At 34.5% G+C, this 26,009-nt stretch carries 28 protein-coding genes; 13 read left to right on the forward strand and 15 right to left on the reverse strand.

From position 1 onward, the window contains the following. Positions 1-164 precede the first annotated feature (164 nt). The gene (xth, locus tag O5639_RS10300; RefSeq protein WP_269624410.1) at positions 165-992 is read right to left on the reverse strand and encodes an exodeoxyribonuclease III; all 828 of its coding nucleotides are present in this window, start codon (positions 990-992) and stop codon (positions 165-167) included. A 57-nt stretch (positions 993-1,049) separates the two neighbouring features. Between xth and O5639_RS10305 the strand changes: the two genes are divergently transcribed. From O5639_RS10305 to O5639_RS10320, 4 genes are all read left to right on the forward strand, one after another. Continuing rightward, complete coding sequence (locus O5639_RS10305) at positions 1,050-1,385, forward strand: hypothetical protein (protein WP_269624411.1); 336 nt, start codon at positions 1,050-1,052, stop codon at positions 1,383-1,385. Positions 1,386-1,454: 69 nt separating this feature from the next. Continuing rightward, complete coding sequence (locus O5639_RS10310; protein WP_269624412.1) at positions 1,455-2,102, forward strand: hypothetical protein; 648 nt, start codon at positions 1,455-1,457, stop codon at positions 2,100-2,102. A gap of 67 nt (positions 2,103-2,169) precedes the next feature. After that, entirely contained in the window at positions 2,170-3,396 is a 1,227-nt protein-coding gene (larC, locus tag O5639_RS10315; protein WP_269624413.1) for a nickel pincer cofactor biosynthesis protein LarC, read from the forward strand. A 62-nt stretch (positions 3,397-3,458) separates the two neighbouring features. Next, complete coding sequence (locus O5639_RS10320; RefSeq protein ID WP_269624414.1) at positions 3,459-4,355, forward strand: lysylphosphatidylglycerol synthase domain-containing protein; 897 nt, start codon at positions 3,459-3,461, stop codon at positions 4,353-4,355. A gap of 9 nt (positions 4,356-4,364) precedes the next feature. Here the strand turns inward: O5639_RS10320 and O5639_RS10325 are convergent, their stop codons facing one another. The 4 genes from O5639_RS10325 to O5639_RS10340 all read right to left on the reverse strand — a co-directional run bounded on the left by O5639_RS10325 (position 4,365) and on the right by O5639_RS10340 (position 7,795). Further along, entirely contained in the window at positions 4,365-5,882 is a 1,518-nt protein-coding gene (locus O5639_RS10325) for an ABC transporter permease (protein ID WP_420063659.1), read from the reverse strand. A gap of 96 nt (positions 5,883-5,978) precedes the next feature. Continuing rightward, positions 5,979-7,001, reverse strand: a complete 1,023-nt coding sequence (locus O5639_RS10330; RefSeq protein WP_269624416.1) for a CobW family GTP-binding protein — start codon at positions 6,999-7,001, stop codon at positions 5,979-5,981. Between the two features lie 25 nt (positions 7,002-7,026). Further along, positions 7,027-7,314: a 4a-hydroxytetrahydrobiopterin dehydratase gene (locus tag O5639_RS10335; RefSeq protein WP_269624417.1), complete on the reverse strand. Its 288-nt coding sequence runs from the start codon at positions 7,312-7,314 to the stop codon at positions 7,027-7,029. A 19-nt stretch (positions 7,315-7,333) separates the two neighbouring features. Continuing rightward, a complete protein-coding gene (locus tag O5639_RS10340) occupies positions 7,334-7,795 on the reverse strand; it encodes a secondary thiamine-phosphate synthase enzyme YjbQ (protein ID WP_269624418.1) in 462 nt (153 codons plus the stop codon). Between the two features lie 240 nt (positions 7,796-8,035). Between O5639_RS10340 and O5639_RS10345 the strand changes: the two genes are divergently transcribed. Together O5639_RS10345 and O5639_RS10350 are read left to right on the forward strand one after the other, a co-directional pair. Continuing rightward, positions 8,036-9,565, forward strand: coding sequence for a carboxypeptidase M32 (locus O5639_RS10345; protein ID WP_269624419.1), 1,530 nt, complete (start codon positions 8,036-8,038; stop codon positions 9,563-9,565). Positions 9,566-9,692: 127 nt separating this feature from the next. Next, positions 9,693-10,280, forward strand: coding sequence for an inorganic diphosphatase (locus O5639_RS10350; protein ID WP_269624420.1), 588 nt, complete (start codon positions 9,693-9,695; stop codon positions 10,278-10,280). 14 nt (positions 10,281-10,294) lie between these two features. On the opposite strand, the gene hemC is transcribed toward O5639_RS10350, so the two are convergent. Both hemC and rpoD read right to left on the reverse strand, forming a co-directional pair. Next, positions 10,295-11,242 (reverse strand): hydroxymethylbilane synthase, encoded by a 948-nt coding sequence (gene hemC / locus O5639_RS10355; RefSeq protein ID WP_269624421.1) that lies wholly within the window; start codon positions 11,240-11,242, stop codon positions 10,295-10,297. A gap of 155 nt (positions 11,243-11,397) precedes the next feature. Beyond that, positions 11,398-12,657: an RNA polymerase sigma factor RpoD gene (gene rpoD / locus O5639_RS10360; RefSeq protein WP_269624422.1), complete on the reverse strand. Its 1,260-nt coding sequence runs from the start codon at positions 12,655-12,657 to the stop codon at positions 11,398-11,400. A 411-nt stretch (positions 12,658-13,068) separates the two neighbouring features. Between rpoD and priA the strand changes: the two genes are divergently transcribed. Then, entirely contained in the window at positions 13,069-15,312 is a 2,244-nt protein-coding gene (gene priA / locus O5639_RS10365) for a replication restart helicase PriA (RefSeq protein ID WP_269624423.1), read from the forward strand. A gap of 16 nt (positions 15,313-15,328) precedes the next feature. Here priA and O5639_RS10370 read toward each other — a convergent pair whose 3' ends face one another. Genes O5639_RS10370 through O5639_RS10380 form a run of 3 tightly spaced genes read right to left on the reverse strand, consistent with a single transcriptional unit; the run spans position 15,329 to position 17,891 of the window. Continuing rightward, positions 15,329-16,420 carry a DUF3153 domain-containing protein gene (locus tag O5639_RS10370; protein WP_269624424.1) on the reverse strand — a complete coding sequence of 364 codons (1,092 nt, stop codon included), beginning with the start codon at positions 16,418-16,420 and terminating at the stop codon, positions 15,329-15,331. Further along, a complete protein-coding gene (gene argB, locus O5639_RS10375; RefSeq protein ID WP_269624425.1) occupies positions 16,421-17,335 on the reverse strand; it encodes an acetylglutamate kinase in 915 nt (304 codons plus the stop codon). It abuts the gene before it with no gap. After that, positions 17,328-17,891: a DUF2854 domain-containing protein gene (locus tag O5639_RS10380; RefSeq protein WP_269624426.1), complete on the reverse strand. Its 564-nt coding sequence runs from the start codon at positions 17,889-17,891 to the stop codon at positions 17,328-17,330. Before O5639_RS10380 ends, argB begins: the two co-directional genes overlap by 8 nt. Before the next feature lie 53 nt (positions 17,892-17,944). Between O5639_RS10380 and O5639_RS10385 the strand changes: the two genes are divergently transcribed. Further along, complete coding sequence (locus O5639_RS10385; protein ID WP_269624427.1) at positions 17,945-18,136, forward strand: hypothetical protein; 192 nt, start codon at positions 17,945-17,947, stop codon at positions 18,134-18,136. A gap of 5 nt (positions 18,137-18,141) precedes the next feature. Here the strand turns inward: O5639_RS10385 and O5639_RS10390 are convergent, their stop codons facing one another. Further along, on the reverse strand, positions 18,142-18,579 hold the full coding sequence (locus tag O5639_RS10390; RefSeq protein WP_269624428.1) for a single-stranded DNA-binding protein: 438 nt from the start codon (positions 18,577-18,579) through the stop codon (positions 18,142-18,144). A gap of 30 nt (positions 18,580-18,609) precedes the next feature. Between O5639_RS10390 and O5639_RS10395 the strand changes: the two genes are divergently transcribed. Together O5639_RS10395 and cutA are read left to right on the forward strand one after the other, a co-directional pair. Then, positions 18,610-19,419, forward strand: coding sequence for a precorrin-6A/cobalt-precorrin-6A reductase (locus O5639_RS10395; protein WP_269624429.1), 810 nt, complete (start codon positions 18,610-18,612; stop codon positions 19,417-19,419). Between the two features lie 15 nt (positions 19,420-19,434). Further along, positions 19,435-19,758: a divalent-cation tolerance protein CutA gene (gene cutA, locus O5639_RS10400; RefSeq protein WP_269624430.1), complete on the forward strand. Its 324-nt coding sequence runs from the start codon at positions 19,435-19,437 to the stop codon at positions 19,756-19,758. A gap of 11 nt (positions 19,759-19,769) precedes the next feature. Here the strand turns inward: cutA and O5639_RS10405 are convergent, their stop codons facing one another. From O5639_RS10405 to O5639_RS10420, 4 genes are all read right to left on the reverse strand, one after another. Next, on the reverse strand, positions 19,770-20,774 hold the full coding sequence (locus tag O5639_RS10405) for an adenosine kinase (protein ID WP_269624431.1): 1,005 nt from the start codon (positions 20,772-20,774) through the stop codon (positions 19,770-19,772). A gap of 41 nt (positions 20,775-20,815) precedes the next feature. Beyond that, a complete protein-coding gene (locus tag O5639_RS10410) occupies positions 20,816-22,129 on the reverse strand; it encodes an adenylosuccinate synthase (protein WP_269624432.1) in 1,314 nt (437 codons plus the stop codon). A gap of 95 nt (positions 22,130-22,224) precedes the next feature. After that, complete coding sequence (gene psb27 / locus O5639_RS10415) at positions 22,225-22,659, reverse strand: photosystem II protein Psb27 (RefSeq protein WP_269624433.1); 435 nt, start codon at positions 22,657-22,659, stop codon at positions 22,225-22,227. A 47-nt stretch (positions 22,660-22,706) separates the two neighbouring features. Beyond that, on the reverse strand, positions 22,707-24,497 hold the full coding sequence (locus O5639_RS10420; RefSeq protein WP_269624434.1) for a proline--tRNA ligase: 1,791 nt from the start codon (positions 24,495-24,497) through the stop codon (positions 22,707-22,709). A 174-nt stretch (positions 24,498-24,671) separates the two neighbouring features. Between O5639_RS10420 and O5639_RS10425 the strand changes: the two genes are divergently transcribed. The 3 genes from O5639_RS10425 to O5639_RS10435 all read left to right on the forward strand — a co-directional run bounded on the left by O5639_RS10425 (position 24,672) and on the right by O5639_RS10435 (position 26,002). Continuing rightward, complete coding sequence (locus O5639_RS10425) at positions 24,672-25,133, forward strand: resolvase (protein ID WP_269624435.1); 462 nt, start codon at positions 24,672-24,674, stop codon at positions 25,131-25,133. Between the two features lie 103 nt (positions 25,134-25,236). After that, positions 25,237-25,485, forward strand: a complete 249-nt coding sequence (locus O5639_RS10430; RefSeq protein WP_269624436.1) for a hypothetical protein — start codon at positions 25,237-25,239, stop codon at positions 25,483-25,485. Beyond that, positions 25,475-26,002, forward strand: a complete 528-nt coding sequence (locus O5639_RS10435; RefSeq protein ID WP_269624437.1) for an inorganic diphosphatase — start codon at positions 25,475-25,477, stop codon at positions 26,000-26,002. The genes O5639_RS10430 and O5639_RS10435 overlap by 11 nt, the downstream gene beginning before the upstream one ends. The last annotated feature ends 7 nt before the right edge of the window (positions 26,003-26,009 follow it).

The following is a 26,009-nucleotide window of genomic DNA, read 5'->3' on the forward strand; positions in this document are numbered from 1 at the left end:
AATCTTTAATAGGTCTATCTTGAAAAATGACTTTAATCCTAAAAACAAGTGGCAGATTGACTTTTTTGGAGATAATGCACCTTGAATTCAAGGTTTTTTGGATAATTGTAAATATTTGATTTGTTAATTCTGTGATGATTTGAAAATAGAAAAAACCTAATTTTTTAAAAGAAAAATTCATTTTTAACCTCTGATGGAGGCCAGCTAATGTCGACAACTACAGGCGCGTGATCACTGGGTTTCTCTTTAGATCTTGGCTCTCTGTCGATCCAACAACTATTGGCACAACTAAGAATATCCTCAGTTAAGTAAATATGATCTATGCGCCAACCCTTGTCTCTTTCCCAGGCTGAATGGCGATAATCCCACCAAGACCAATTTTTGTCACTGGGCTCAAAAATCCTGAAAACATCTTCTAATCTCTCTCCTAAAGCATCTCTAAGTAATTTCCTTTCTTTTGAAGAAGCCATAATGGATTCTTCATAATTACTTGGTGTATGTATATCTCTATCTTCAGGGGCAATATTAAAGTCTCCTAATAAACATATAGGTGTATGGTTCGAATTAATTTTCCTTAGATAAACCTGTAGACATTCTATCCATTTTTCTTTATAAATAAACTTATCTGAATTTATAGATGATCCGTTTGGAACATAAACATTTATAATTCTAATATCATTTATTTCAGCGCTTATAATTCTTTTTTGTTCACTCAATATAGATAAATCTTTGTAGTCCGATATTACTTGATCAAAACCAATCTTTATATCATTAATTGGGAATCTACTTATTATTGCTACTCCATTGTAAGACTTTTGCCCAGAGATTGAAACCTCATAGCCAAGGTTTGAAAAGATTTCGACTGGAAAAAATCGATCTTCTGTTTTGGTCTCTTGTAAGCAAAGAATGTCAATCTTGTTAGTGACTAGCCATTCTTTGACAAGATCTATTCTTGAACGAATAGAATTGACATTCCATGTTGCAACAAGCAAGACTTTAAATTTTATTCCTTAAGTTATTATCATGTAAATTCAGACGAAAGTTTAGTTTTGAGCCAAACTGCACGTTTTGTTAATGGTCAATTCTTGTTGGTTTTAACTTGTCTAACACCAATTTTAATTTCGGGAGTTCGGGTTATTTCTTCTTTAAGAACAATAAGAATATCGGAGGTGAAAAATTATTCAACTGATGAGAAAAGAGATATTTACAGTACTTTTGATACAGAAGATCAAATTGATCAAGGTTTACCAATAGATCCATTTGATTTGATGAACCGTCTAAAACAAGTAGGAGCGATGAATAATGCTACAACTCCATCAGATGCTCTGGATGAGGCTCTCAATGCATTTGATCAGTCAGAGTATGAAAATGTCCCAAATGAATAAAATCACAATAGTATTTGTAGGATTTTGGTAAATTTAAGATTGGTCACTAATGACTTATTTATTAAATAGATGCAGAACCATCCAATCCCCTCGGTCACTGATCCATTGCAATACCGAGCAATTGGATTAGTTAGAGGCATTTATGAGCCTCAAGATGACGATACCTTTACTCGTGGAGCTCTTATTGATTCGAAAGGAAATGAAATAGATTCAGTTGTCCTCGGGAGAGTCATAACATTGATTCGTAATCACGTACCGCTTGAAAAACCTCACCTTTGGGTGGTTTATCCAAGATGTAGAAACAATCAAAATCTTCATTTGCAAATCACAGGTATTTGGGAACCAAGTACTTTAAAAAAAAATCTTGTGGGGAGCGAGGGATTGAATGAAACTTCAACTTTGAAAGCTGATTCTGATGATTTATTGGAAGGTGATGATTATTTTTCAATCAGAGGCGAATTGATTTTTACTAAGCCAGAAGAAAAGGAGGTGGTTATAAAAATTCGTCAAAAGCCAAGAAATCAGCAAAAAAAAGCATTACCTTTCAAAATAAATCTTAAAGGTGAGGTACCTATTAATTACTTAAAACATTTTATTAGTTTTGATGTTCGTCGTGTTGACTATCAACTTTTGGTTGAGGATTTTCAAATAGTAGGACCTCTTACTCAACAAAAAATAAAAAATAAAAGTAAAAAAATTATAAAAAATAAAAACTAGTCTTATTCTAAAAAAAAATCATAAAAATGTATTCTATCTGTAAAACTGATTATATATTTAAGATTAAATGAAATCTATTTTTATTGATTGTAGCCTTGGAATAGCTGGAGATATGCTCGCATCTGCATTATTAGATTTGGGTGTTCCACAATCTATTTTCTTGGATAACTTAGTAAGTTTAAATATAGATAAAAATTATGATCTACAATTTAAGGAGGGAGATAGTAAAGGTATAAAAGGAATTGTCTGTAAAAAAAATAAGACTCAATTGCATGAATTACCTAGAAGTCTTAAAGAAATAAAAAATTTACTTCTTGATTCAAACCTGAATGATTATGTGAAGAAAAAATCTATAAAGGTTTTTGAAATTCTTGCGCAAGCAGAAGCAATTGTTCATGGGAATGAAATCTCAGATGTTCATTTTCATGAACTAGGTTCAATGGATTCCATACTTGATATTGTTAATGTTTGCTCCGCTATAGACTTTTTAAAGCCAGACCAGATTTATTTTTCAAATCCACCTTCCGGAAAAGGAATCGTATCCACTTCTCATGGCCCTCTGCCTGTTCCGGTACCTACAGTTCTAGAGATTGCGAGGCAAAATAAAATCCCATTAACGGTGCTTGATGATAAATATTTTGGTGAAATAACAACCCCTACTGGTATCGCATTGATAGCAAGTTTTATAGATAAGTTTGGTCAACCAGATAAAATAAATATTAAAAAGATTGGTATTGGCTTAGGAAGTAAAAATATTTCTCGACCTAATTTCTTACGAGTTCTGCTAATAGATATGAATAACGATAATAAAGAAAATAATAACAAACCTATTTATGAGACTATAATTTCCCAGGAGGCCTGGATAGACGATTCCACTCCAGAAGATATTGTAATTTTAATTGAAAGATTGAGAGATGCAGGTGCTATAGATGTGGTTTGTTATTCGGTTGATATGAAAAAAAATAGAAAAGGTATATGTATAAAAGCTATTCTCTATCCCAATCATCAAGATTTAATGAGAGAAGTTTGGTTTAATTATAGTACAACAATTGGAATTAGAGAAAATAAGATTAGCCGGTGGATACTTCCAAGAAGAACAGCGAGCCACAAAACTAAATTTGGGACAGTTAATGTTAAACAAGTAATGAGACCAAATGGTCATAGTTCAATAAAAATAGAACATAATGATTTGACTAAAATAACTTTGAATACAGGGCTTCCTATAGAAGAGATTCGTCAGAAAATATTTATAGAATTATCTGATTTTTATGAATTAGATGATTGCTCCTACTGATGCTGAATTTTAATAAGTTTAAAAGAAATAATCGTTTGTTTGAAATGGTCTCTAAAATTAACATGAAACTTGTTATCACATTAATTTGTTTTGCCTTCCTTGGGAATTCAATATATGGAAACTTTGAGTCTTTATTATCTCAGAGGATTAATACTCAAGATATATTATTACTATTATGGGGAATCATTTTTAGTTTTTTAAGTATAATTATTAATGCTTATGCATGGAAGCTTTTAATCCATAACATTGGTTGTAATGTTAATAAGTTGAATATATTAAAACTATTTTTATCTACAAATATATATAAATATTTGCCAGGAGGAATATGGCATTTTGTATCTAGATATAATACATTGCGGTTAGAGCTTTCAAATGAAAAATCAATTGAATCTATTTTATTAGAACCAATTTTAATGCTAGTTGCAGGATGTATTTTTATACCTTTTAGAGGTTTTAATGTATCTATTTATATACTTTGCTGGTCATCTACGTTAGTCTTTATACCTGTATTTAGAAATTTTCTGATCAAAAAGGTGAAGGTAATTAAGGCATCAGTTTTTACTAATAATGATAAAATTAAATATAGAGATTTATCGCATAAGACTCAAATTATTTCAATAAGTATGTTCTATCCTTATAAGCCACTATTTGTAGAGATTGTATTTGTTTACTTCCGCTTTCTGGGCTTTTTATGTTGCATAAATGCATTCTCTATTGGGTCATTAATTTCTCAAGGTGAATTAATATCTACTTTTTCCTTGGCATGGATTATTGGCCTTATAGTCCCAGCAGCACCAGGAGGTTTAGGAGTATTTGAATCTGTGATTCTATTTGGCCTTGGCTCACATTTGCCAGAGGGACCTCTTTTGGCTTCATTGCTTTGCTATCGCCTAGTTTCAACAATTTCTGATGTATTCGCAGCTTTGATTTATCCAGTTAAAAAATTACTTAAAGTTTAAATATCTATGTTAGTTATCTCTATTGTTTAAGCTTGGTATTAAGGCTAAAGATGCTATTAACCCCAGACCAATTATTATTAGTGAAGGTAATATTGATTCTGCTAATCTTTCATCTCCTGCATATTGAAATATTCGTACTGAAAGCGTATCAAAATCAAATGGTCTTAATATAAAAGTAAGTGGTAATTCCTTTATTGTGTCAACAAAAACAAGAATTATACCTACCAACATAGGCCCTTTGAGAAGTGGTAAATGTATTTTGAGAAGGACCTCTGACCAGTTCTTCCCAAGATTTATGGCTGCATTATCTATATTTGGTGAAATTCTCTCAAAGCCAGCATCAAGACCACCTTTTGAAACAGCTATGAATCGAATGCTATAACCCCAGATTAGTAAGCTTAATATGTTTATTTGCCAGATACTTCCTTTAAGGGAAAGAAGAGCAAGGGCTAAAACAGAGCCAGGTATTGCATAGCCAATACTGGACAAGAAGGTCAATATATTGAGCCATTGATTATTTTGCCATCTCTTGGAAATTGACAAAATCAATGATATAAATATCGTTATTAATGAAACAAGTAAGGCTAAACTAAAGCTTCTAATAGTTAATCCAATTAAATCTGTATTGAATCCTTGATTCATTTGATCAATATTTATTATTGCCCATACAAATGGAATGCCCAACGTAAACATTGGAGGGATAAAGGTTATAACTTGAGCAAGGCATAGATTTACACCTTTTAATTCCCATTTTGGTGAGTCTCCACTACTTATTCCGTCTGTCCATCGTTTACTTCTTTCTCTTGATTTGCGTTCAATTGCAACTAATAGAAAAACTAAAATGAGGCTAAATAAGGCAAGAGCAATTGCACCTGAAGGCTCACCTTCCTCTACCCAACTCTCAAGTATTCCAGCTGAAATACTTGGAATATTTAAAAGTTGAACGGCACCTAACTCATTTATGATTTCCATCGCCATTAAAGCTAACCCAGCAGTAATCGAGGGAAGTGCTATTGGCAGAGATATTCTAAAAAAACTTTGCCAAGGATCTATCCCAAGAGTTCTGCATGCCTCAATTTGTTTTCTACAACCTTTGTCAAAACTTTCTGAACTTAGTAGAAATACATATGGATAGGTTGTGAATGCCATTATTACGACACCCCACAACATACCGGTTACTCTGATGGAATTTATGCTGCCGAGGTCAATGAGTGTAGCTGCTAAAAGATAAGCTGGAGTTGCGAAAGGAATTAGTTGGCAAACTCTAAGAATTTTTCTCCCTTTGAAATGGCAATTGGCTAGAATCCAACCATTAGTTACTCCTAAAAATCCTCCTAGAGTTAGAGAAAGAATCAATAATATTAGCGTTCCTTTTATTTCACTAAGATTGTATGTGGTTAAATAAATAGAACCTTTTTGAATACCAGATAAACCTTCTATTACGAGAGTAAATAACGGCCATAAAATAAAAAATGTTAATAGGATTACTAAGTACTTTAATATGTAACGACTATTATTTAATACCATTAGATTATAGATGGTTTTAACATTTTTTTCTTTTTTGAAGTTCTTTATGGTGGATTTAATGTTGTTCAATTTATTCTTAAATTTTATATCTTTTGATTATTTGTCAATACATGCATTCATTTGAGAGAGTATTTTCTTTTTATCTAATTCTTTTCCAATAAAGACAAGTTGATTATTTCTTTCTTCTCCCCATTCACTATCTTCAATAGAAATTCTTTTACCAGCGAGGTGAAAGACATGTCTTCTTTCGCTTTCGCTGAACCAAAGGATCCCCTTTGCTCTGAAAACATTACTTTTTAATTGATTATCTAGAAAATATTGGAATTTTCTAAGAGAGAAAGGTTCTTTAGTTTGAAAAGATACAGAAAGAAAATCTTCAATTTTATTATCTTCTTCTGAGTCAACATGTTCATGAGAGTGATCATGAGAGTGATCATGAGAGTGATCATGAACTGCTTCTTTTTGATTTTTTAGATCAGTTTCAAATAGACCCACACTTAATAATAGATTAAGAGGAATATTTCCTTTAATACTTTTTAAAATCCTCACATCATTTTTTATTTCTTTTAACTTGCTTATGGTTTCTTCTATATTTTTATTGGTTACTAAATCACATTTGTTTAGGAGTAAAATATCACCATAGATTACCTGGGATCTTCCTATTGAACTTTCTAAAGCAACATCATTAAAGTTCTCAGCATCAATAAGAGTTATAATAGAGTCTAATCTTGTTTGATCTCTTAATTCACTTCCAAGTAATGTCATTGCAACTGGAAGAGGATCGGCTAATCCTGTCGTTTCAATAATAATATAGTCTAAGTTCTTGTTGACATTGATTAACTTTTCTATTGCTTCTACTAACTCACCATTTATAGAACAACAAATACATCCATTACTTAGTTCTATCATTTCTTCTTCAGTTTTAATTATTAAGTCATTATCAATTCCTATTTCACCAAATTCGTTAACTAATACAGCTGTCTTTATACCTTTCTGATTAGTAAGGATATGATTTAATAAAGTTGTTTTTCCTGATCCTAAAAATCCTGATATAATTGTAATAGGAATAATAGTTTTGGAAACAATATTTTCTTGAACATTAGATTCACTTGTGTCCATTTTAATCGAAGTAAGTAATGATACATTAGGTATTGATTAATTTATCAATAGACTCAGCAAGCTTGATATCGTTAGTAGTAATTCCACCTTTGTCATGAGTAGTTAGATTGATTTTAACTTTATTATATGTATTCTGCCAATCAGGATGATGATTCATCTTTTCAGATATAAGAGCGACTTTGCTCATAAAGCCAAAAGCATCAATGAAATTATCAAATTTAAATTCTCTCTTTATCGTTTTATTATCTATTATCCAAGAAGGATTCTTTTCTATAAAATAATCTAGTTGATGTTTTTCTAATAAGGATGTCATGAGTTTTTTATATTTAATTCTAATTTAAATCAAAATCACCAATAGCATGCAATTGTAATGACCTTGATTTATTTGATGTTCTATGTTCCCATATATAGATTCCTTGCCATAAGCCTATTTTTAATTCACCATCAACAACACTAAAGCTTAAATTATTTGAAGTAAGCATTGTTCTGATATGAGCAGGCATATCGTCTAACCCTTCTTGTGAATGAAGATATTCTATTTTTTTACTACTTCTGTCAATAGGATAAAATCCCTGCTCTGGGACAATAGCTTTCATGTATGCTGATAGGTCTTTTAGAACATTAATATCCGCATTTTCATTTATAATTAAACTACAGCTTGTATGCTTTAGAAAAATAAGAAGTATTCCTTTTTGAAATTTTTTATATTGGATCCAATCATTAATGTCTTTTGTAATATCAGTAAAACCTTGTCCCTTCGTTTCAAAATCTAAAGTTGATAAAATCTGTTCCATTACTAATAAACTGTTTGACCTGACTTTATTAAATACTAACAGGTTTTTTCCTTTTCTATTAAGTTAAAGTATTTTGTATCCGATCGTATGAAAAAATATATAACCTTTTTGATTTTTAAATAATGAAAAAATGAAAAATCTAATTAAGAACTTATGATTTAAATTATTTTAAATTGATCAAATATTGATCTATTTTCATCAATTGGATATTAGAATTACACAAATATCAAATGGAATACGTTGTCAAAGTCTGCTTGGCAGCTTTTGGGTGATTACCTAAAAGATACACAGTTGTTAGGATCTATACAAAGCACTCTCTACTGGGACCAAAATACATCTATGCCTATTGCCGGCTCCACTTGGAGAGGTGAGCAATTAAGTCTTTTAGCTAAGCAACTTCATGCAAGACAAAGTTCTGAAAAGTTCGAAATTTTAATAAAAGAAGCAAAATCTGAACTTCAAAGCTTAAAAGAGAAAGACGATTTTGAATCTGAACTTATGACAGATAGGTTTAAAAATATTGAGTTGCTTGAGCAAGATTTTAATAGACAAAAAAGATTGGACCCTAAATTGGTTGTTGAGCTTGCAACAGCAAAGTCTGAAGGTTATATGTGTTGGCAGGAAGCCAGGAAAAATAATGACTTCAAAAGGTTTTCTCCAGCTCTTAAGAAATTAATTTCACTACGGACAGAGCAATCTAATCAGCTTTGTGAAGAAAGAAGTTGCTGGGAGACACTTTCCCAGCCTTTTGAACCGAACTTAACGATTAATCGTGTAAGCGAACTATTTGAACCTTTAAAAAAAAGATTGCCAGAATTGATTCAGAAGGCTGCGAAAATAACTAATAAAAAGAGTAAAAAATGGGATTTAGCAAATAGAGATCAAGAAAAGCTCTGTCAAATACTTTTAAATGATTGGTCTAGGGATCCTTCTAATACAGCTATAGCTAAGTCCCCTCATCCATTCTCAATAACTTTAGGTCCGGATGATTATCGAATTACGACTCGAATAGTTAAAGGTCAGCCACTTTCTTGCTTATTAGCTACTGCACATGAGTGGGGACATTCTCTGTATGAACAAGGCTTGCCTTCTGAAAGTCACCAATGGTTTGCATGGCCATTAGGTCAAGCAACTTCTATGGCGGTTCATGAGAGTCAATCTCTATTTTGGGAAAATAGAATTGCTAGGAGCTTTTCATTTGCAAAGTCTTTTTGGCATCATTTTGAGAATGCAGGTGCTCCAATACACTCTGGAAATGATTTATGGATCAATCTAAATCCATTTACTCCAGGGTTGAATCGAGTAGAGGCCGATGAACTTAGTTATGGCTTGCACATAATGATTAGGACTGACTTGGAAATTGATCTTCTAGAGAGAGGGCTTTCTGTAGAAGATCTTCCTAATGAATGGAATAAAAGGTATTTGAATCTTCTTGGTGTTTTGCCAGAAAATGATACTGAAGGATGTTTGCAAGATGTTCACTGGAGTGAGGGGATGTTTGGTTATTTCCCTTCTTATTTGCTTGGTCATCTTATTAGCGCTCAGTTAACAAAAACTCTGGAAGAAGATTTAGGGAAAATTGAAAATATTATTGAAGCCAATGAAATCAGTAAAATTTTGGGTTGGCTTCGCAAAAATGTTCATCATCATGGGAGAAGTTTGGATTCCGAGGAACTTGTAAAGAAGGTCTCTGGAGCAACATTATCACCAAATTATTTTCTTGAATACTTAGACAATAAACTTGAAAAGCTTTCTACAATCTCTAATTAAAATATACATTTATTAGGATAAAAATTAAGTAAAGCATATCTTTTATTGAAATTTTTCTAAATTATTTGCCAGAACTTCATTTGCATTTACTGCGTTGATTTACCATGTAAGAACATAAAAAAATACTATGGCTAACCTTGACCAAGCACCTAGCAGAACAATGCCTAATCTGCTTCATGTCTTACCTGCGTTTGCCAATGAATCTGAACATAGAGTCAACACAGTCGTTGAGTTGAATTCAAATACAATAAATAAATACGAGCTTATTACTGAAACAGGGCATCTAAAGCTTGATCGAGTTGGATATTCGTCCCTCGCCTACCCATTCGCTTATGGATGTCTTCCACGTACGTGGGATGAAGACGGTGATCCATTAGATATCGAAATTGTTAATGTTACAGAGCCGTTAGTACCCGGTTCAATAGTTGAAGCAAGGATTATAGGAATAATGACCTTTGATGATGGAGGTGAAGTTGACGACAAAGTTATTGGCGTAATAGCCGATGATAAGAGGATGGATCACATAAAAAGCTTTGAACAATTAGGTAAGCATTGGATTAAGGAAACAACTTATTATTGGGAGCATTATAAAGATCTTAAAAAACCAGGAACTTGTACAGTAAATGGCTTCTTTGGTGTTGAAAAAGCAGTTGAGATTATCAAATCCTGCGAGAAGCGTTACTTATCTGAAATAGATCCTAATTTAATTAATTAAACTGTTTGAATGACTTAGGCCCTTGCAGACTTGAAAATCTCTTCTAATATTTCTCCTGCACCACGGCCTTTTAATTCATTGGCTAAGTCTATTCCTATTTCCTCTGCAGAGCTTACCGATCCTTTTTTTATATCTCTAATTAATCTTTTACCATCTAAACTTGCGACCATTCCTTCAAGAATTAATTCATCGTTGTTAATTTCAGTTCTAACGCCTATTGGAACTTGACACCCTCCTTCAAGCTCTCTGAGGAAAGACCTTTCTGCTAAACATCTTTTAGATGTTGATTCGTGTTCAAGTGTTTTTAAAATATCTAGTACCTCTTGTTGACCACTTACACATTCAATACCAAGAGCTCCCTGTCCCACAGCATGGAGTGAAATATCTGTTGGAATTAACTGATGTATTCGATTAGCAAAACCAAGCCTTTGCAATCCAGCAGCTGCCAAGATAAGACAGTCATATTCACCTGAGTCAAGTTTTTCTAATCGTGTAATAACATTTCCTCGTACATCTTTGAAAACAAGATGTGGATAATGGTATCGCAATTGCGCAAGCCTTCTCAAGGAACTAGTCCCCACTACAGAACCTTCTGGCAGAGTCTCTAGTTTGTGAATTTGATTTGTCTCATTAACGACTAACGCGTCTGAAGGATCCTCCCTTTCAGTTATGCAGCCAAGAATTAATCCCTCTGGAAGATTTGTAGGTAAATCTTTCAATGAGTGGACTGCAATTTCGGCATGCCCAATAAGCATTTGAGCTTCAAGTTCTTTAGTGAAAAGTCCTTTATCTCCTATTTTTGCTAATGCCACATCAAGTATTTTGTCACCCTGCGTAGCCATTGCTTCTATAGTGATAGCAAGATCAGGATGGGCTTTTTGTAGTTCATCTCGTACCCAGTTCGTCTGAACCATGGCCAGCTGGCTTCGGCGAGAGGCGATGCGCAGTTGGTCTAGTGTCATTAGCAAATCTTTTCTATTTCTTTACCTTAAGCAGTCAACCATACCTAATTAAAATCCTGGAAAATAATTTAATAAGGTTGATGTGAAATGAAATCTATGATCTAGCTAAATATCTCTCTTTTCATTAGGGAAATTAAAGGTTATAAGTTTAATTTCTAATTTAGCTTGATATATTCTTTAAGAACCCCATTTCTATTTGGATGACGGAGTTTTCTGAGAGCCTTAGCCTCGATTTGTCTAATTCTTTCTCTAGTTACATCAAAAATTTGTCCAATTTCTTCAAGGGTTTTCATCCTTCCATCATCTAGGCCATAACGAAGTCTTAGAACATCCCTCTCTCTGGGACTTAATGTGGCGAGAACACCCTCCAAATCTTCTCTTAATAAGGTTTTTGCTACATCTTGTTCAGGATTTTCTATATCTGCTTCAATAAAGTCACCAAGTCTAGAATCTTCTTCTTTGCCAATAGGGGTCTCAAGAGAGATGGGGAGCTGGGCACTTTTGGCTATGAATCTGAGTTTCTCAATCGTCATTTCCATACTTTCAGCGATCTCTTCCTCTGTTGGTTTCCTTCCAAACTCTTGGCTTAAAACTTTAGTGGTTTTTTTGATTCGTGAAATTGTTTCGTACAAATGTACAGGCAAACGAATTGTTCGACTTTGATCTGCAATTGCTCTGGTAATAGCCTGTCTTATCCACCAGGTAGCGTAAGTTGAGAATTTATATCCTTTCTCATGATCAAATTTCTCAGCTGCACGAATGAGTCCAAGACTTCCTTCTTGGATAAGATCTTGAAAAGACAGCCCTCTATTCATATATTTCTTGGCAATTGAAACTACTAATCGAAGATTCGATTGCACCATTTTTTCTTTTGCTCGTCTACCAAGCATCAATCGCCTGCGGAAACGAGTTAATGGCATTTCTGCAAGAACTGCCCATTCTTTCACTGATGGGAAATGGCCATTCTCACTTTCAAATTGCGCAGCTTCTTCCTCTAATTGAAGAAGATCAGCTATCTTTCTTGCCAATTCAATTTCTTCGTCTGGCCTGAGAAGCCTTATTCGTCCAATTTCTTGGAGATAAACCCTAATCGAGTCTTCGGTGTAAACACCCTTTGGTCCTATTTTTATACTTGCTAAAGCTTTAGCAGCAGCTTCTTGAGCACTAGATAGCACTGAAGCGTTATCATCATCATCCAGATCGATATCTGCGTCAGTTACTTGATTTGCTTCAGCAATTAATTTATCCGCCTCTAGATCTAAATCAATTTTTAGATCATTTGATGATTCTTGAGGAAGGGTTTGGGTTTCTTTGGTCACGTTTACATTGGCGGCTGATTTTTTAATTTTTTTGGAATTATTTTTAGTTTCCTGATTAAGAGAAATATTTTTAGATGTCATTTTTTCCTTTAACATGATTTCCCCGATGGTTTTGTGGTGTGTTGCAACTCTCCGGTTATTGCCCGAAAAATTGGTCGGAATCTCCTAGAGATAATATTTCAGGAAAAACTATTTAATTTGTAAAAATTCAACAGAAACACTTTAATTTGAGATTGTCCTTAATCGTGATAAATCTTGCGAAAAATCACATGACTTCAATATGGACTTGAAATTATGAAAGATGTTTTGTTGAGGAATGGAAATGTGTAAGCAAGGAAGTCAGGGGATTTCTCAGACCGGCTTATCTCAGAATGGGGTTTCCCTATTCTTGGTAAAGCTTCTAGTCTTCCCTCTGGGTGGAATTTTGCTAGTTCCACAACAGCTTTAAAGCTGCTAACAATTTAATGGTAGAAAAAATTTCTAAAGTCGGCAAGTATTAAAAAAGATATGAATCCTTTTGTATTCGATATTTGGTTACATATAGGTCGTGAAGGACGGTGTTTTTCTTATCAAGATGGAAATAATTTAAATATTGATTTAGGAGATGTTGTGACAGTGCGCCTGAAGGGGCAACTCATGCAAGGGTTGGTAGTTAAAAAGATAAAAAAAAATATCACTAGTTCACAGCAAAATATAAATAATTTTTCACTGAATAATGTAGAAACATTGGTACAAAAAGCAGCTATCAAAAAAGAATGGAGAGAGTGGCTAGAAGAAATTGCTCTTGATTTATATGTAAGTGATTTTCAAATGCTTAAGACCGCTCTACCTCCTGGTTGGTTAGGAAGGTCGAAACTATCGAATAGACCTAGAAGACTCTGGTGGGTAAAATTGTCTGGCAATAATAATGAGAAAAAGATATCTTCTCGACAGATTGAGTTAAAGAAAAATCTACTATTAAATGGAGGAGGGAAATGGCAAAAGGATTTGGAGGCTGAAGGATTTTCTTCTGTATTGATTAGAAACTTTGTCTCAGTTGGTTTTGGAGAAAGAGAAAAACGTCTTTTTCTTTTTAATTCCTTTGAGGATGAAGAATCTAATGATAAAAAGATTTTAAAGAGTGAGGCTCCTCAATCTTTAACGTTAGAGCAAAAATTGGCAAAAGAAAAATATGAGTCTCTTCCAAATGGATCAGCTCTTTTGCTCTGGGGTATTACTGGGTCTGGTAAGACGGAGGTATACTTACAAATTGCAGCGCTTGAGTTATCTGAAAGTAGACATTGTCTTATTCTTACACCCGAAATTGGGTTGGTACCACAATTAGTTGATCGTTTCCGAAATAGATTTGGATTAAATGTTTTTGAATATCATAGTAATTGTTCAACTAAAGAGAAAATTGATACATGGAAGAGATCTTTAAACACTACAACACCTAGTGTTTTCATTGGTACGCGCTCAGCTATTTTTCTACCATTATCCAACTTAGGATTGATAGTTCTTGATGAAGAACACGATAGCTCTTATAAACAGGAATCCCCTATGCCTTGCTATCATGCAAGAGATTTGGCAATTCATAGAGCAAAAAAAATAGGTGCTAAAGTAATACTTGGAACAGCAACTCCATCTTTAAATGTTTGGAAAAATTTAAAACCCAATGGGAATGTAGTTGTTGCGAAATTAAACCATAGGATATCAAATCGTAAATTACCATCGGTTAATGTCGTAGACATGCGAGAAGAATTAGCTAATGGAAATAGAAGCTTAATTAGTAGATATCTAAAAAAACAACTTTTGAATATAAAAGAGAGTGGTAATCAAGCTATCATTTTAGTCCCTAGACGTGGATATAGTAGTTTTTTAAGTTGCCGTAGTTGTGGAGAGGTTGTTCAATGTCCTCATTGTGATGTTGCACTTACTGTACATCGTACCAAAGAGGGTAATCAATGGTTGCGTTGTCATTGGTGTGACTTTCGTTCGAAAATTAGTGATAAATGTGGAGAATGTGGTTCAAATGCTTTTAAACCATTTGGAACTGGAACACAAAGAGTTATGGATCATTTAGAAAGAGAACTAGATGGTATAAGTTTATTAAGGTTTGATAGAGATACAACTAGAGGCCGTGATGGGCATAGATTGTTGCTAGAAAGATTTGCCGATGGTGACGCCGATATTTTAGTAGGTACTCAGATGCTTTCTAAGGGTATGGATTTACCAAAAGTAACTCTTGCCGTAATTTTAGCAGCAGATGGTTTACTGCACCGTCCTGATTTAATGGCTACTGAAGAAACTCTTCAACTCTTTATGCAATTAGCTGGTCGTGCTGGACGTGGAGAGCAACCTGGGAAAGTTGTAGTGCAAACTTATTGTCCTGATCATCCAGTTATTCTTCATTTAATTGACGGGAGGTACGAAGAATTTCTGAAAAAGGAGGAAAAGATCAGAAAAGAAGCTGGGATGGTTCCGTATAGTCGAGCTTGTTTATTAAGGTTCTCTGGAGAATCTTCAGAGTTGACATCAAATGGAGCATTTCATGTCTCATCAAAAATCCGAAATGCTTGCAGTGCGAAAGGTTGGAAATTGGTAGGTCCAGCACCTTCACTAGTTGAGAGGGTTGCAGGTAAAAGCCGTTGGCAAGTTCTTATGTATGGACCTGATTCAAGCCAAATCCCAATCCCTTACGGACCTGAATTATGGAAAAACTTACCAAAAGGAGTAAGCCTTTCAATTGATCCTGACCCTCTACAACTATGATTTGGCTTTATTCACATTAAGGTGGTAACTCAGGGAAACCGAATCCCATTTGGAGGCGAATTCTTTGAAGGGATAAGCTCAGCAAAGTTAAAGCAATTATCAAGATAATCCCAATTGAAATTTCGTTCCATTTCCAATTTGAAATCTCCAGTTGATTAATCTGTCCAATTTCTAATGGAAAGAAAGTTAAACCTTTTTTTAAAATAGGTTCTAAGGGGTTGGCTTTGAAATTATTTTTATTGCCAAGGTCATGAATAATTATGTTTATTTTTAATCCAGGAATTTTTGGAATTCCTCTCAAATCAAAATAAATTTTAAAATTTTGACTGGTGCCAATTATCCAGTTTTTATTGTTTGTAATTATTTTAGGTTTATTTATGTTGAACCCGCTAGTCTTTGAAGCTACTGAAGCTATTTGCTCAAGTAAGTTATTTGCTTCTTCAAAACGAATAGTTGGTGATTCAAAATGCTGCTTACCCTCATGATTATGGAGCCTTAAAATACTATTCTCTATAGTAAGATTATTCTCAAATTCCATCTGCCATGGAATTGATTGACCCGAATTGCTATCTATATCAAGTGAAATCTTTAGTCGATCTGGACCTGTAACACTAAAATTAGTTGATATATCAACGCAACCACTCAAGAGGAAGGTTAATAAAATAATAATTAATAAAGTTATTATTGAAAATCCAAAGTCTAGATTTTTTGTTGGGCCAGTTGGAGGATGATTTGTTTTCTTCTTCTCTTTCTTTGTTTTTTTAAATGACGATTTTAGAGATGGCTCCATCTCTAACTTTGGGATTTCTACAGACCAGTTTGAGGGTCTTGGTAAATGTGGAGCATCAAGTATTGATAAGAGTTGTTTGGCTTGTTGGCGGATTCTTTCTTTTTTGCTATGGATTAATGATTGACAAATACTTATCGCTTTTTGTTCATCACCTTTCCCCATGTATGCAGTAACTATAAGTAGCCTAAGTTCTCCTCCTATTGCAGTCTCTTCTTGAAAAGCTAGAAGTAAAGGGTCAACTATTTTTATGCAGAAATTATAATCACCTTTATCAAGGGCCGCTTCAGCAGCTTTTATAGCTGAAGCTATATTTGACATTTAACCTCTACCCATAACCATTGTTCCAATACCTGCATCAGTGAAAACTTCTAATAGAAGTGCGTGAGGACTCCTTCCGTCAATGATATGGGCAGCATTCACACCCTGGGCTAGAGAACGAATACAACATTCAACTTTTGGCTTCATACCTGCTTTAACTATCCCTTTATCGATTAATTCTCTAGCTTCCGATAGACGTATCTTTTCTATTAAGGAAGAAGGATCATTTTCATTCATTAATATACCAGGAGTATCTGTTAGAAGGATTAATTTTTCGGCACCTAGTGCTGCCGCAAGCTCCCCAGCAACGGTATCAGCATTGATATTGTGTGATCTGCCATCCGAAGAGTTAGCAATACTCGAAATGACTGGGACGTAACCTTCCTCGAGAAGAGGGCTTAATATCTTTGTATTTACTTTTGCAACTTCTCCAACAAGACCATGACTTCCACCTCCAAGCGTTCTTGCCTCAATAAGCCCGCCATCTATTCCACATAGTCCAACAGCTAAGCTTCCGTGATTGTTGATCCCACTAACTATCTGTTTATTTACTCTTCCAGCAAGAACCATTTCTACTACATCCATGGTCTCGGTATTAGTAATACGTAAACCATCAAGGAAAACTGGCTGTATTCCTAATTTTTCCAACCATTGGTTTATTTCTGGCCCCCCACCATGAACGACTACTATTTGTACTCCAACAGACGAAAGAAGAGCTAGATCTCTAAATACTGCACTCTGAAGTGCTTTGTCTACCATGGCTGACCCGCCATATTTAATTACGATCCTTTTATTTGTAAAACGCTGAATATAAGGAAGCGCCTCACTTAACACTGAAACTCTTATTGAATCCTTATCTGTAAAGGGATTATTTAAATTCTTACTGTAGTGAGCGGGTTGATCTTCTTTATTCATTTTCTTGTGGCTTTTCTTCTTGTTTTTGCGGAAGTAGGATTAAATCTATTTCACCTGGTGTTGGACAAAATAATTCAGCGCACATACCTTTAGCAAAAAACCTTCCTAAACGTTCTTTTTGAGCATTCCATCTTTCTAAAGATATAGCAGCCATTTCAAATCTCATTCTTATTCCATAATTACCATCTTGAACCAATTCCTCTACCTCTGTAAGTTGGGGAGGACTGTCTATGTCCCAAAGCTTTAATACTCTGAGAGATGCTTCAAGCTGGCAAGATTGCCCATACCGCCATCTAGTCACATCGTTAACTAGATTCCCTAGTTCTTTAGGAGCTTTATCTCTATCTGAGGCAAACTTAGTTGCTGGAACTACTCTTAGGGCAGGAGGCACCTCAGTCGTTTTTAGTGATATACCTATCAGAAAAATAGGTACTCCATAGAAGAAAGTTGGAACACTGAGGTTAGTTGCATCAGTAAAATAGGCGGTTAGACCAACTAATGAAAGGGATGCTCCTCCGATAGTGATGAGGCTTGCCGGTGAAAGAAGTTTATTCATGATTGTAATTTTGGCTAAAATCGAGCGCAGATGGGTTTTCAGGAGACAGTCTCATGGCCTCACACCAAAAACAATTTTCTGAGTTAATTGAACTTGTAGAAAAACTAAACAAGGATAGAGCTTGGATTCTTGAACAATTAGATAGAGGTAGTTGGCCTGAATTTAGACCTGACTTGGCAGCTTTGGAGAGAGAATTAGGTCAACTCTTAACTAGGGCTACAGAATACATTGAAGAAAATTGTTGATTTTTTCAGAATGGAATGTCATCAGTATCAGGAACTAATGGCGAGCTGTCCCATTTAAGACCCTCGTTATTTAAAGAATTTGTTGAGTCGCTTTTAAAATTTGACTGAGTTTGAGAAGGTGTTGATGAAATAGTTGAGTTAGAAGAAAAGGGGTGAATTCGTGAAAGAGTAAATTCAGCTTGTTTCTCTTTAGTCCCATCCTGTCGAGGAACAGTATTCATTCTTAAGCGACCTTCTATTACTAATTTAGAATTGATTTGAACTGAGTTTTGAAGTTCTTCTGCTAATTTCCCCCAACCAACTACCTTAATTACGCAGGGAGGGTCATCAGCACGGAGGCTGTCAAATTCAACTTCTATTTCAGCTAGTGGAGTTTTGTTGTCTTGTGTAAAACGAACTGTTGGGGCTTTTTTGACCAAAACCTCAAGCATGCAATGGTTCATTTCTTTCTTTAGTTATTGTGGTTTATCTTGATGGGTATAAGGGAAAAATGCCAGCCACATCTTTGGTTGTTAACAGGAACAGGTGAAGGCCATCTCTTTGCCAAGTCTTTATTGCAGGAAGGCTGGAAAATAACTGTTAGTGTTGTTTCGATTAGAGCCTCAATTCCGTATGAAAAATTAAATTTAGAGAAAATTTTAACTGGGGCCTTAATTACGGAGGAAGATATAAGGGATGTCATATTAAATTCAAGAATTCATCAAAATGGATTTCATTGTGTTGTTGATCTGACTCATCCATTTGCTATAAGAATTACACGGTCAATTTCAAAAGTTTGTCAGGAATTAGGTCAACCATTCATAAGGTATGAAAGAGCTATAGATAATATTTCAAATGCATTTTTAATAGAAAAATTTAGTGATTTAAGAAATTATGATCTAAAGAATAAATCTATTTTGCTTGCTGTAGGAGTAAGACATCTTCAGGAAGCCTTTATTTTTTCCAGGAATTCAGGGGCAAATGTTTATGCAAGAGTTTTAGCTAATCCGGAAAGTATCAGAAAAACACTTTCTTCTTCAATTCAAAAAACAAATTTTGCGGTATTAAACCCTTCAGCCTCTAGTAATGGGGAAATTGAGAAAGCACTTGTTAGGAAATGGAAAATTGATGGTGTCATATGTAGACAATCAGGGGGAAGGAATGAACTCTTATGGCATCGAATTTGTTTGAGTATGGGACTTAATCTTTGGATGTTGGAAAGACCCTCTGAATATAAGAATATAAATTCAGTAGATAGTTATGAAAAATTAATTATAAGATTGAAATCTATTAGTATGGAATAAAAAGTATTTAAGATCATGACTCAATCTCATTTAAATCATGAAATTTATATAGTTCTAACTACTGAAGTCGACAAAAAAAATGCATCCAAATTAGCTGACTTACTCTTGAGAGAAAGATTAATACCTTGTGTAACTTTTAAAGATATCGAATCACATTTTTGGTGGGAAGGAAATATTAATCAATCGAAAGAAGTGCAATTAATAATTAAGTGTAAGAAGGAAAATGTAAACAAAGTTTGCAATAAGATTGCTGAATTGCATAGTTACGAAATACCAGAAATAATTTATTTTCCCGTTTCAGCTAATATAAATTACCATCATTGGGTGAATTCAATTTAAGCTTTCGATGTTTAGATTCCTAAATGCGAATTGATCAATTTTAAAAGATCAGTATTAGATCGAGATCCTAATTGTGTAACGATCTGTCCTGCACAAATAGATCCAATCTTTGCAGATAATTCTGGATTTAGACCATCTGCAAGCCCTTTTAAAAAACCTCCAGCATAAAGATCTCCTGCACCTGTGGTGTCAACAGCCTTTCCCAGAATGAAAGGATCTATATTTATTTCTTTGCCATTTGAAATTAGAATTGAGCCTTTTTCACCAATTGTGACTGCCGCAAGATCACATTTCTTTTTCAATTTCTCAAGTGATGCATTTAAAGAGGTTTTATACAAAGTTGTTATTTCATCTTCATTGGCAAATAATATATCTATGTGATCTTCAACTAGTTTTATAAAACTTTCACGGTGTCTACTTACACAAAATGAATCAGAAAGGGATAAAGCAACTTTTCGACCTGCATTTTTAGCTATTTCTGCCGCTTTAATAAATGCATTTTTAGCAGCTGGGTTGTCCCATAAATACCCCTCTAAATAAAGTATTTTTGCTTCCATGATTGCTGAGAGGTCGATATCCTTAGGTTCTAATAGAACTGAAGCACCTAGATAAGTGCACATAGTTCTCTGAGCATCTGGAGTGACAAAAATAAGACATCTTGCAGTAGAGGGGCCAATGGATGATGGTGGGGTTTTAAAAATGGTCCCAGTTGTTGATATTTCTTCTGTAAAGATTTTTCCTAGCTTGTCATTTCTTACCCTTCCAATAAAGGCTGCCTTCCCTCCTAACTGGGCTATACATGCTAATGAATTAGCAACAGAACCTCCTGATCTCTGAATTCTGTTGGTAGTCATTTCATAAAGTTCTTTAGCCTTATTTTCATCAATCAAGGTCATTGACCCTTTCTTGAAAGATAGTTTTTCTAGGAGATAATCATCAGTTGTTGTTAATACGTCTACAATTGCATTGCCAATTCCTACTATGTCTAGTGAAGGATTGTTTCTCTTGTTAGTCATTAAGTTGATTTGTAAATCATAAAAGCATAATTGCTCTATTTTTAAGAATTCAAAAGAGCTCTTTTTGGTCCATGAATAGGATCCTCAATAACAATTGTTTGATCTCTATTAGCTCCCAAAGAAACTATTGCTATAGGAACTTCCATAAGCTCTGCTAGGAATCTCAAGTAACTCATCGCTGCAGGTGGAAGATCTTCTAGGCGACGACAATTTTCTGTAGAGCATTTCCAGCCAGGCAACTTTTTAAAAATAGGAGTACATTTTTCAAAATCTTCAACGCTACTTGGGAAATAATCAATTCTTTTACCATTTAATTCATAAGCGACACATATATCAATTTCTTCAAGTTCGTCTAAAACGTCTAATTTAGTAATAGCAAGGCAATCTAATCCATTAACCTCAACTGCGTATTTCCCAATTACTCCATCAAACCAGCCACATCTCCTCCTTCGTCCAGTAGTTGTTCCAAATTCACCCCCTCTATCACAAAGTTGATCATTAATACTCCCTTGCAATTCAGTCGGGAAGGGCCCCTCTCCAACTCTAGTCGTATAGGCTTTGGCAACTCCGATAACCCTGTCTATAAGTGTAGGGCCTACTCCTGCGCCAATGCATGCTCCGCCTGATACTGGATTAGAGGAGGTTACATAAGGATAGGTACCATGATCAAGATCTAAAAGAGTCCCTTGAGCACCCTCAAACAAAATATTCTTCTTTTTTCTGGCTGCTTGATGAATTGTTCTATTGCAGTCAACAATATGTTTTTTTAGTTGTTTTCCGTAGTCAAGATACTCTTCTATTATTTCATCAATAATCAAAGGCTCAATTCCATAAATCTTTTGTAGGAGGCCGTTTTTCTCTGCTAAAGGTACCTTTAACCTTTCTTGAAGTTTTTCCCTGCTCAGAAGATCAATTATACGAATCCCATTTCTTTGAGATTTGTCTGCATATGTAGGACCAATCCCCCTACCAGTAGTACCTATTTTTTGGTCACCTCGTTTTTGCTCCATAGCCAAATCCAGAAGCCGGTGATACGGCATAGTTACATGAGCAGTTGAAGCAAGTTTTAGTCCTGAAATATCAATATCGCTATCTTCAAGCATTTTTATTTCTTTAATCATCACTTTCGGATCAACGACTGTTCCTGACCCAATAAGACAAATCGTATCTGGATACAAGATTCCAGAAGGAATCAAATGTAATTTGAGAACTTTATCCTCTACAACAATTGTATGACCAGCATTAACACCACCTTGATAGCGAACAACTACATCTGCGGAGCGACTAAGCAAATCGGTGATTTTGCCTTTACCTTCATCACCCCACTGAGCGCCTATGACTACAACATTTGCCAAGGAAGATAATTCGGCTCGAAACCGGTCTACTTTAGAAGAAACAAGATTTGCAGACAGCCCTACCCTGAGTCAAAGAAATGAATTAAAGATTATCTTTAATTGTCTCTAACTGCCAATTTCTCGGCTTTAGATAGCTCTTTGTTTAATCTATCTTTTAGATTTTCAGGAACTGGTCTGTTTGCAAACGTTTTGTAATGTCCTGATAAAGCATTTAATGCCGTCTGCATTGTTGTAAAGGTGATGGAAGTATTTACTTGAGATCGATTTCTATATCTTGAAATGTAATCGCTGATTAAAAAAACAGCCTCTTTTTCTGCTTCTGATAGGCCTTTATCTTCTTTAGGTAAAGTTATGGTCTCTTTTAAAGTTGAGGAGACTGCAATAGTATCTTTAGCAAAATCTCCAGTCATTAGTGTTTTGGCTGCATTCACTTCTGAAGCGAATTGGAAGAACATGAGGCAGAAGCCAAGGCAGATAGCCAAAGCTGCCCTCACCAACCTGTTGGAGAGGTGATGAAAGGCAGAGATCATTTGTTTTTTTGCAGTTACATAAGACTCTAGAGTCCTTTGGGCTAAATTTATACTTTTTCAGTATTAAATTCTTTAGAAAGCTTTTTAAAAACCGAGTTTAGATCTAGTAACTCTGTAGTTTTGGCTTTTCTATTATGTAATTCAACCAGTCCAGAACTAGCTTCTCTACCAGAAACAATTCTCCATGGGATCCCAATAAGGTCTGCGTCTTTAAACTTCAATCCAGCCCTTTCATCCCTATCGTCAAGTAGAGCATCAATTCTATTTTCTATTAATTTCTGATAGATATCTTCAGCCAATGATGATTGTTCAGTATTTTTTATGTTGGCAATAATAATAATTACTTCAAATGGGGCGATTGATACTGGCCAAACAATACCTGAATCATCGTGATTTTGTTCGACTGCTGCTTGAGCTAATCTGGAAATACCAATTCCATAGCACCCCATCCAAAAATGCTCTTCTATGCCTTTATCGTTAGTAAAAGTAGCATTCAGTGATTTTGAATACTTTGTACCTAATTGAAAGATATGCCCTATTTCTATGCCTCTACATTCTTGAAGTTTTTGTTTTTTATCATGAACACATCTATCTCCAGGCTTGGCTTTTCTAATATCACATATAAACTGTTCAGTATTAATTAAACTCCAGTTATAAAATATTTTGTGTTCATCCTTGAGATTATTTCCACATATAAAACTTTTAAGATCTTTTACAGAATTGTCAGCAATTCGTATAAATTTCTTTTCCCATACTTTTGCTTTTGATAATAAATTATCGCTAAGATCAGGACCTATAAAGCCAAATGGAATATTAGTAATACCCTGCTTTTTTATATCTTCATTAGAAATTATTCTTATATCCAGTACATTTTGTTTTAATTTGTGAGCTATTTCATTTGAAAGTTTAATATCATTAATTTCTTGGTCTCCCCTTATACTTACTAGCACTGGGTATTTTTTATTATTTTCACAAGATGCAAGATAAGTTAATACTTTTATAATTTGACTTGGATGGAAATTATTGTGGTTACATAATTCATCTATAGTTTTTTGATTAGGGGTCTTTATAATCGAAGGCTTATTAGAATCTAGTAATTTTCCTTCTTCGATAATTGAGATAGCTTTTTCTTGATTAGCCCCGTATTTTCCATCAGCACTTATTAAAATCAAGTCTTCTCCTGATTCGGCCGTAACCATGAATTCTTGAGATGCTGCTCCTCCAATGGCTCCACTATCAGCTTCGACACAAACAAAATCCAGACCACATTTTGTAAATATATTTTGATAGGCATTTCTCATCTCAGTATATGTTGATTGAAGGTCATTCTCATTTGCATGAAAGGAATACGCATCCTTCATGATGAATTCTCTACTTCTCATTAATCCAAATCTTGGCCTTATTTCATCTCTAAATTTTGTTTGAATTTGGAATAAATTTATTGGTAATTGTTTATAGGAGTGAATAGTTTGAGAAATTATTTGAGTAATTACTTCTTCATGAGTTGGCCCTAGTCCTAATTCTTTACCCTGTCTATCTTTAAGGCTAAACATAATACCTTCTCCTTCGGTATATGATTTCCATCTTCCACTTTTTTCCCATATTTCTGAAGGCTGAAGCTGAGGGAGAAGAGTTTGAAGGCAACCTTTCTTTGATAACTCTTCTTCAACAATTAGGGTTATTTTTTTTAGAACCTTCCAAAGCAATGGCATGTAAGCATAAATACCTCCAGTTAGACGTTTAATAAAACCTCCTCTTATGAGTAACTGATGTGAAATTATATCTGCTTCAGAAGGGACGTCTCTGAGAGTGATCAGCATTAGGCGGGAGACGCGCATGAGCCTAAAATTTAAATCTTTATGAGATTAGTACTTTGAGTGTTGGCCATATGAATATCTATATTGATTGTGCGGGAATCATGTTGTTTTTTTAAAGTGTCCAAATGTACATGGTGTTAATCTGATTCATCTGCTAACTTCTGTCACATGTTTTTCTAGAAGCTTTCTTTCGCAATGTTTAACGGGTCAGTAAATTCAGGATCAAATGGAAGAGCAGAGGAATCTTTAGATAAAGGATTTAATACAGCTTCTAACTCAAATGATTCATTATTGACTATTGATGAAGTTCAGAAAACATTGAATAGATCTAGAGCTTCCGTATACAGATATACAAACACTGATACCAGGAATCTTAATCCTCCATTCAATCCCAGAAAATTAAACACTGAATTTAGGAGTGATCAAAAAGATCAACTACTGTTTCATCCCAACGAAGTTGCAAGATTTGCAAAAGATATACTGAGAATTAAGGAAGTAACTGTAGAAATATTGAATTCTCCATCATCGGAAACTCAAAAGATTCTAATTGCAATACTTGATGAGTTGAGAATCATTAGGAATACGCTTGATGGACAACCTGATAAGAATCAATCTATTCCTAATCATTTACAAGATACTGATAGAAAGGCTGCTTAGTTATTCATAAATGTGGGATAATATCTATATAATTTCAGGTGAATTAAGTATTTGAATTGATTTTCACTCATTCGACTAACGGTTTATCTATTCCAAGCCTTACATGGATTTAGAACCACATTTACTTAAGGATCAATCTTCTAAGCTTGATCCACCTTCGTTTGATAAAGAAACAGATCAACTATCTTCTGATGATGAAGAAGATCCTTACAGTTTTAATAGTACCTCAACTTCTTTAATTGGTTTGGTAATAGTATTTGTAATGCTTGGAATACCACTATTAGCTGTCATAAGTGAAAGAGCAGAAACACCAAAAAGCATACCGACTTCGATAAATCAAAATGGACCTTAGTGATCTTCCTCCTTCGCCATCGCCTGGATTAGTAAATCTAGTTGTTGAAATTCCTGCTGGGAGTAGAAATAAATATGAATATTTTAGCTCTGCAGGAATTATGGCTCTTGATAGGGTTTTGCATTCTTCAGTGAGATATCCGTTTGATTATGGATTTATTCCAAATACTCTTGCTGAGGATGGGGCTCCGCTTGATGCGATGGTAGTTATGGAAGAACCTACTTTTGCAGGTTGCTTGATAAAGGCAAGACCTATAGGAGTTCTTGATATGCATGATTCAGGGGCTTACGATGGCAAACTTCTATGTGTACCTACTGCAGATCCAAGACAAAGGGAAATTAATACTATTAAGCAAATAGCTCAAAACCAATTGGAGGATGTAGCTGAGTTTTTTAGAACTTACAAAAGCTTGGAAGGGAGGGTAATCGTAATAGACGGATGGAGAGATTATGATGCTGTAGATGAACTACTGAAAAGCTGCATAGCGGCACATCATTTTGATATGAAACGAAAATAACTTTTTT

The sequence above is a fragment of the Prochlorococcus marinus str. MIT 1214 genome, assembly GCF_027359355.1.
GTDB lineage: Bacteria > Cyanobacteriota > Cyanobacteriia > PCC-6307 > Cyanobiaceae > Prochlorococcus_B > Prochlorococcus_B marinus_F.

Excerpts from the sequence above, each read along its gene's own strand:
- O5639_RS10435 (WP_269624437.1), top strand. The coding sequence starts at position 25,475 with ATGGACCTTAGTGATCTTCCTCCTTCGCCATCGCCTGGATTAGTAAAT.
- rpoD (WP_269624422.1), bottom strand. The coding sequence starts at position 12,657 with ATGTTAAAGGAAAAAATGACATCTAAAAATATTTCTCTTAATCAGGAA.
- priA (WP_269624423.1), top strand. The coding sequence starts at position 13,069 with ATGAATCCTTTTGTATTCGATATTTGGTTACATATAGGTCGTGAAGGA.
- O5639_RS10425 (WP_269624435.1), top strand. The coding sequence starts at position 24,672 with ATGTTTAACGGGTCAGTAAATTCAGGATCAAATGGAAGAGCAGAGGAA.
- O5639_RS10335 (WP_269624417.1), bottom strand. The coding sequence starts at position 7,314 with ATGACATCCTTATTAGAAAAACATCAACTAGATTATTTTATAGAAAAG.
- cutA (WP_269624430.1), top strand. The coding sequence starts at position 19,435 with ATGACTCAATCTCATTTAAATCATGAAATTTATATAGTTCTAACTACT.
- O5639_RS10405 (WP_269624431.1), bottom strand. The coding sequence starts at position 20,774 with ATGACTAACAAGAGAAACAATCCTTCACTAGACATAGTAGGAATTGGC.
- O5639_RS10370 (WP_269624424.1), bottom strand. The coding sequence starts at position 16,420 with ATGTCAAATATAGCTTCAGCTATAAAAGCTGCTGAAGCGGCCCTTGAT.
- O5639_RS10390 (WP_269624428.1), bottom strand. The coding sequence starts at position 18,579 with ATGAACCATTGCATGCTTGAGGTTTTGGTCAAAAAAGCCCCAACAGTT.
- hemC (WP_269624421.1), bottom strand. The coding sequence starts at position 11,242 with ATGACACTAGACCAACTGCGCATCGCCTCTCGCCGAAGCCAGCTGGCC.
- O5639_RS10320 (WP_269624414.1), top strand. The coding sequence starts at position 3,459 with ATGAAACTTGTTATCACATTAATTTGTTTTGCCTTCCTTGGGAATTCA.
- O5639_RS10420 (WP_269624434.1), bottom strand. The coding sequence starts at position 24,497 with ATGCGCGTCTCCCGCCTAATGCTGATCACTCTCAGAGACGTCCCTTCT.
- larC (WP_269624413.1), top strand. The coding sequence starts at position 2,170 with ATGAAATCTATTTTTATTGATTGTAGCCTTGGAATAGCTGGAGATATG.
- O5639_RS10380 (WP_269624426.1), bottom strand. The coding sequence starts at position 17,891 with ATGAATAAACTTCTTTCACCGGCAAGCCTCATCACTATCGGAGGAGCA.
- O5639_RS10430 (WP_269624436.1), top strand. The coding sequence starts at position 25,237 with ATGGATTTAGAACCACATTTACTTAAGGATCAATCTTCTAAGCTTGAT.
- psb27 (WP_269624433.1), bottom strand. The coding sequence starts at position 22,659 with ATGATCTCTGCCTTTCATCACCTCTCCAACAGGTTGGTGAGGGCAGCT.
- O5639_RS10385 (WP_269624427.1), top strand. The coding sequence starts at position 17,945 with ATGGCCTCACACCAAAAACAATTTTCTGAGTTAATTGAACTTGTAGAA.
- O5639_RS10395 (WP_269624429.1), top strand. The coding sequence starts at position 18,610 with ATGGGTATAAGGGAAAAATGCCAGCCACATCTTTGGTTGTTAACAGGA.
- O5639_RS10340 (WP_269624418.1), bottom strand. The coding sequence starts at position 7,795 with ATGGAACAGATTTTATCAACTTTAGATTTTGAAACGAAGGGACAAGGT.
- O5639_RS10330 (WP_269624416.1), bottom strand. The coding sequence starts at position 7,001 with ATGGACACAAGTGAATCTAATGTTCAAGAAAATATTGTTTCCAAAACT.
- O5639_RS10350 (WP_269624420.1), top strand. The coding sequence starts at position 9,693 with ATGGCTAACCTTGACCAAGCACCTAGCAGAACAATGCCTAATCTGCTT.
- O5639_RS10310 (WP_269624412.1), top strand. The coding sequence starts at position 1,455 with ATGCAGAACCATCCAATCCCCTCGGTCACTGATCCATTGCAATACCGA.
- O5639_RS10325 (WP_420063659.1), bottom strand. The coding sequence starts at position 5,882 with ATGGTATTAAATAATAGTCGTTACATATTAAAGTACTTAGTAATCCTA.
- argB (WP_269624425.1), bottom strand. The coding sequence starts at position 17,335 with ATGAATAAAGAAGATCAACCCGCTCACTACAGTAAGAATTTAAATAAT.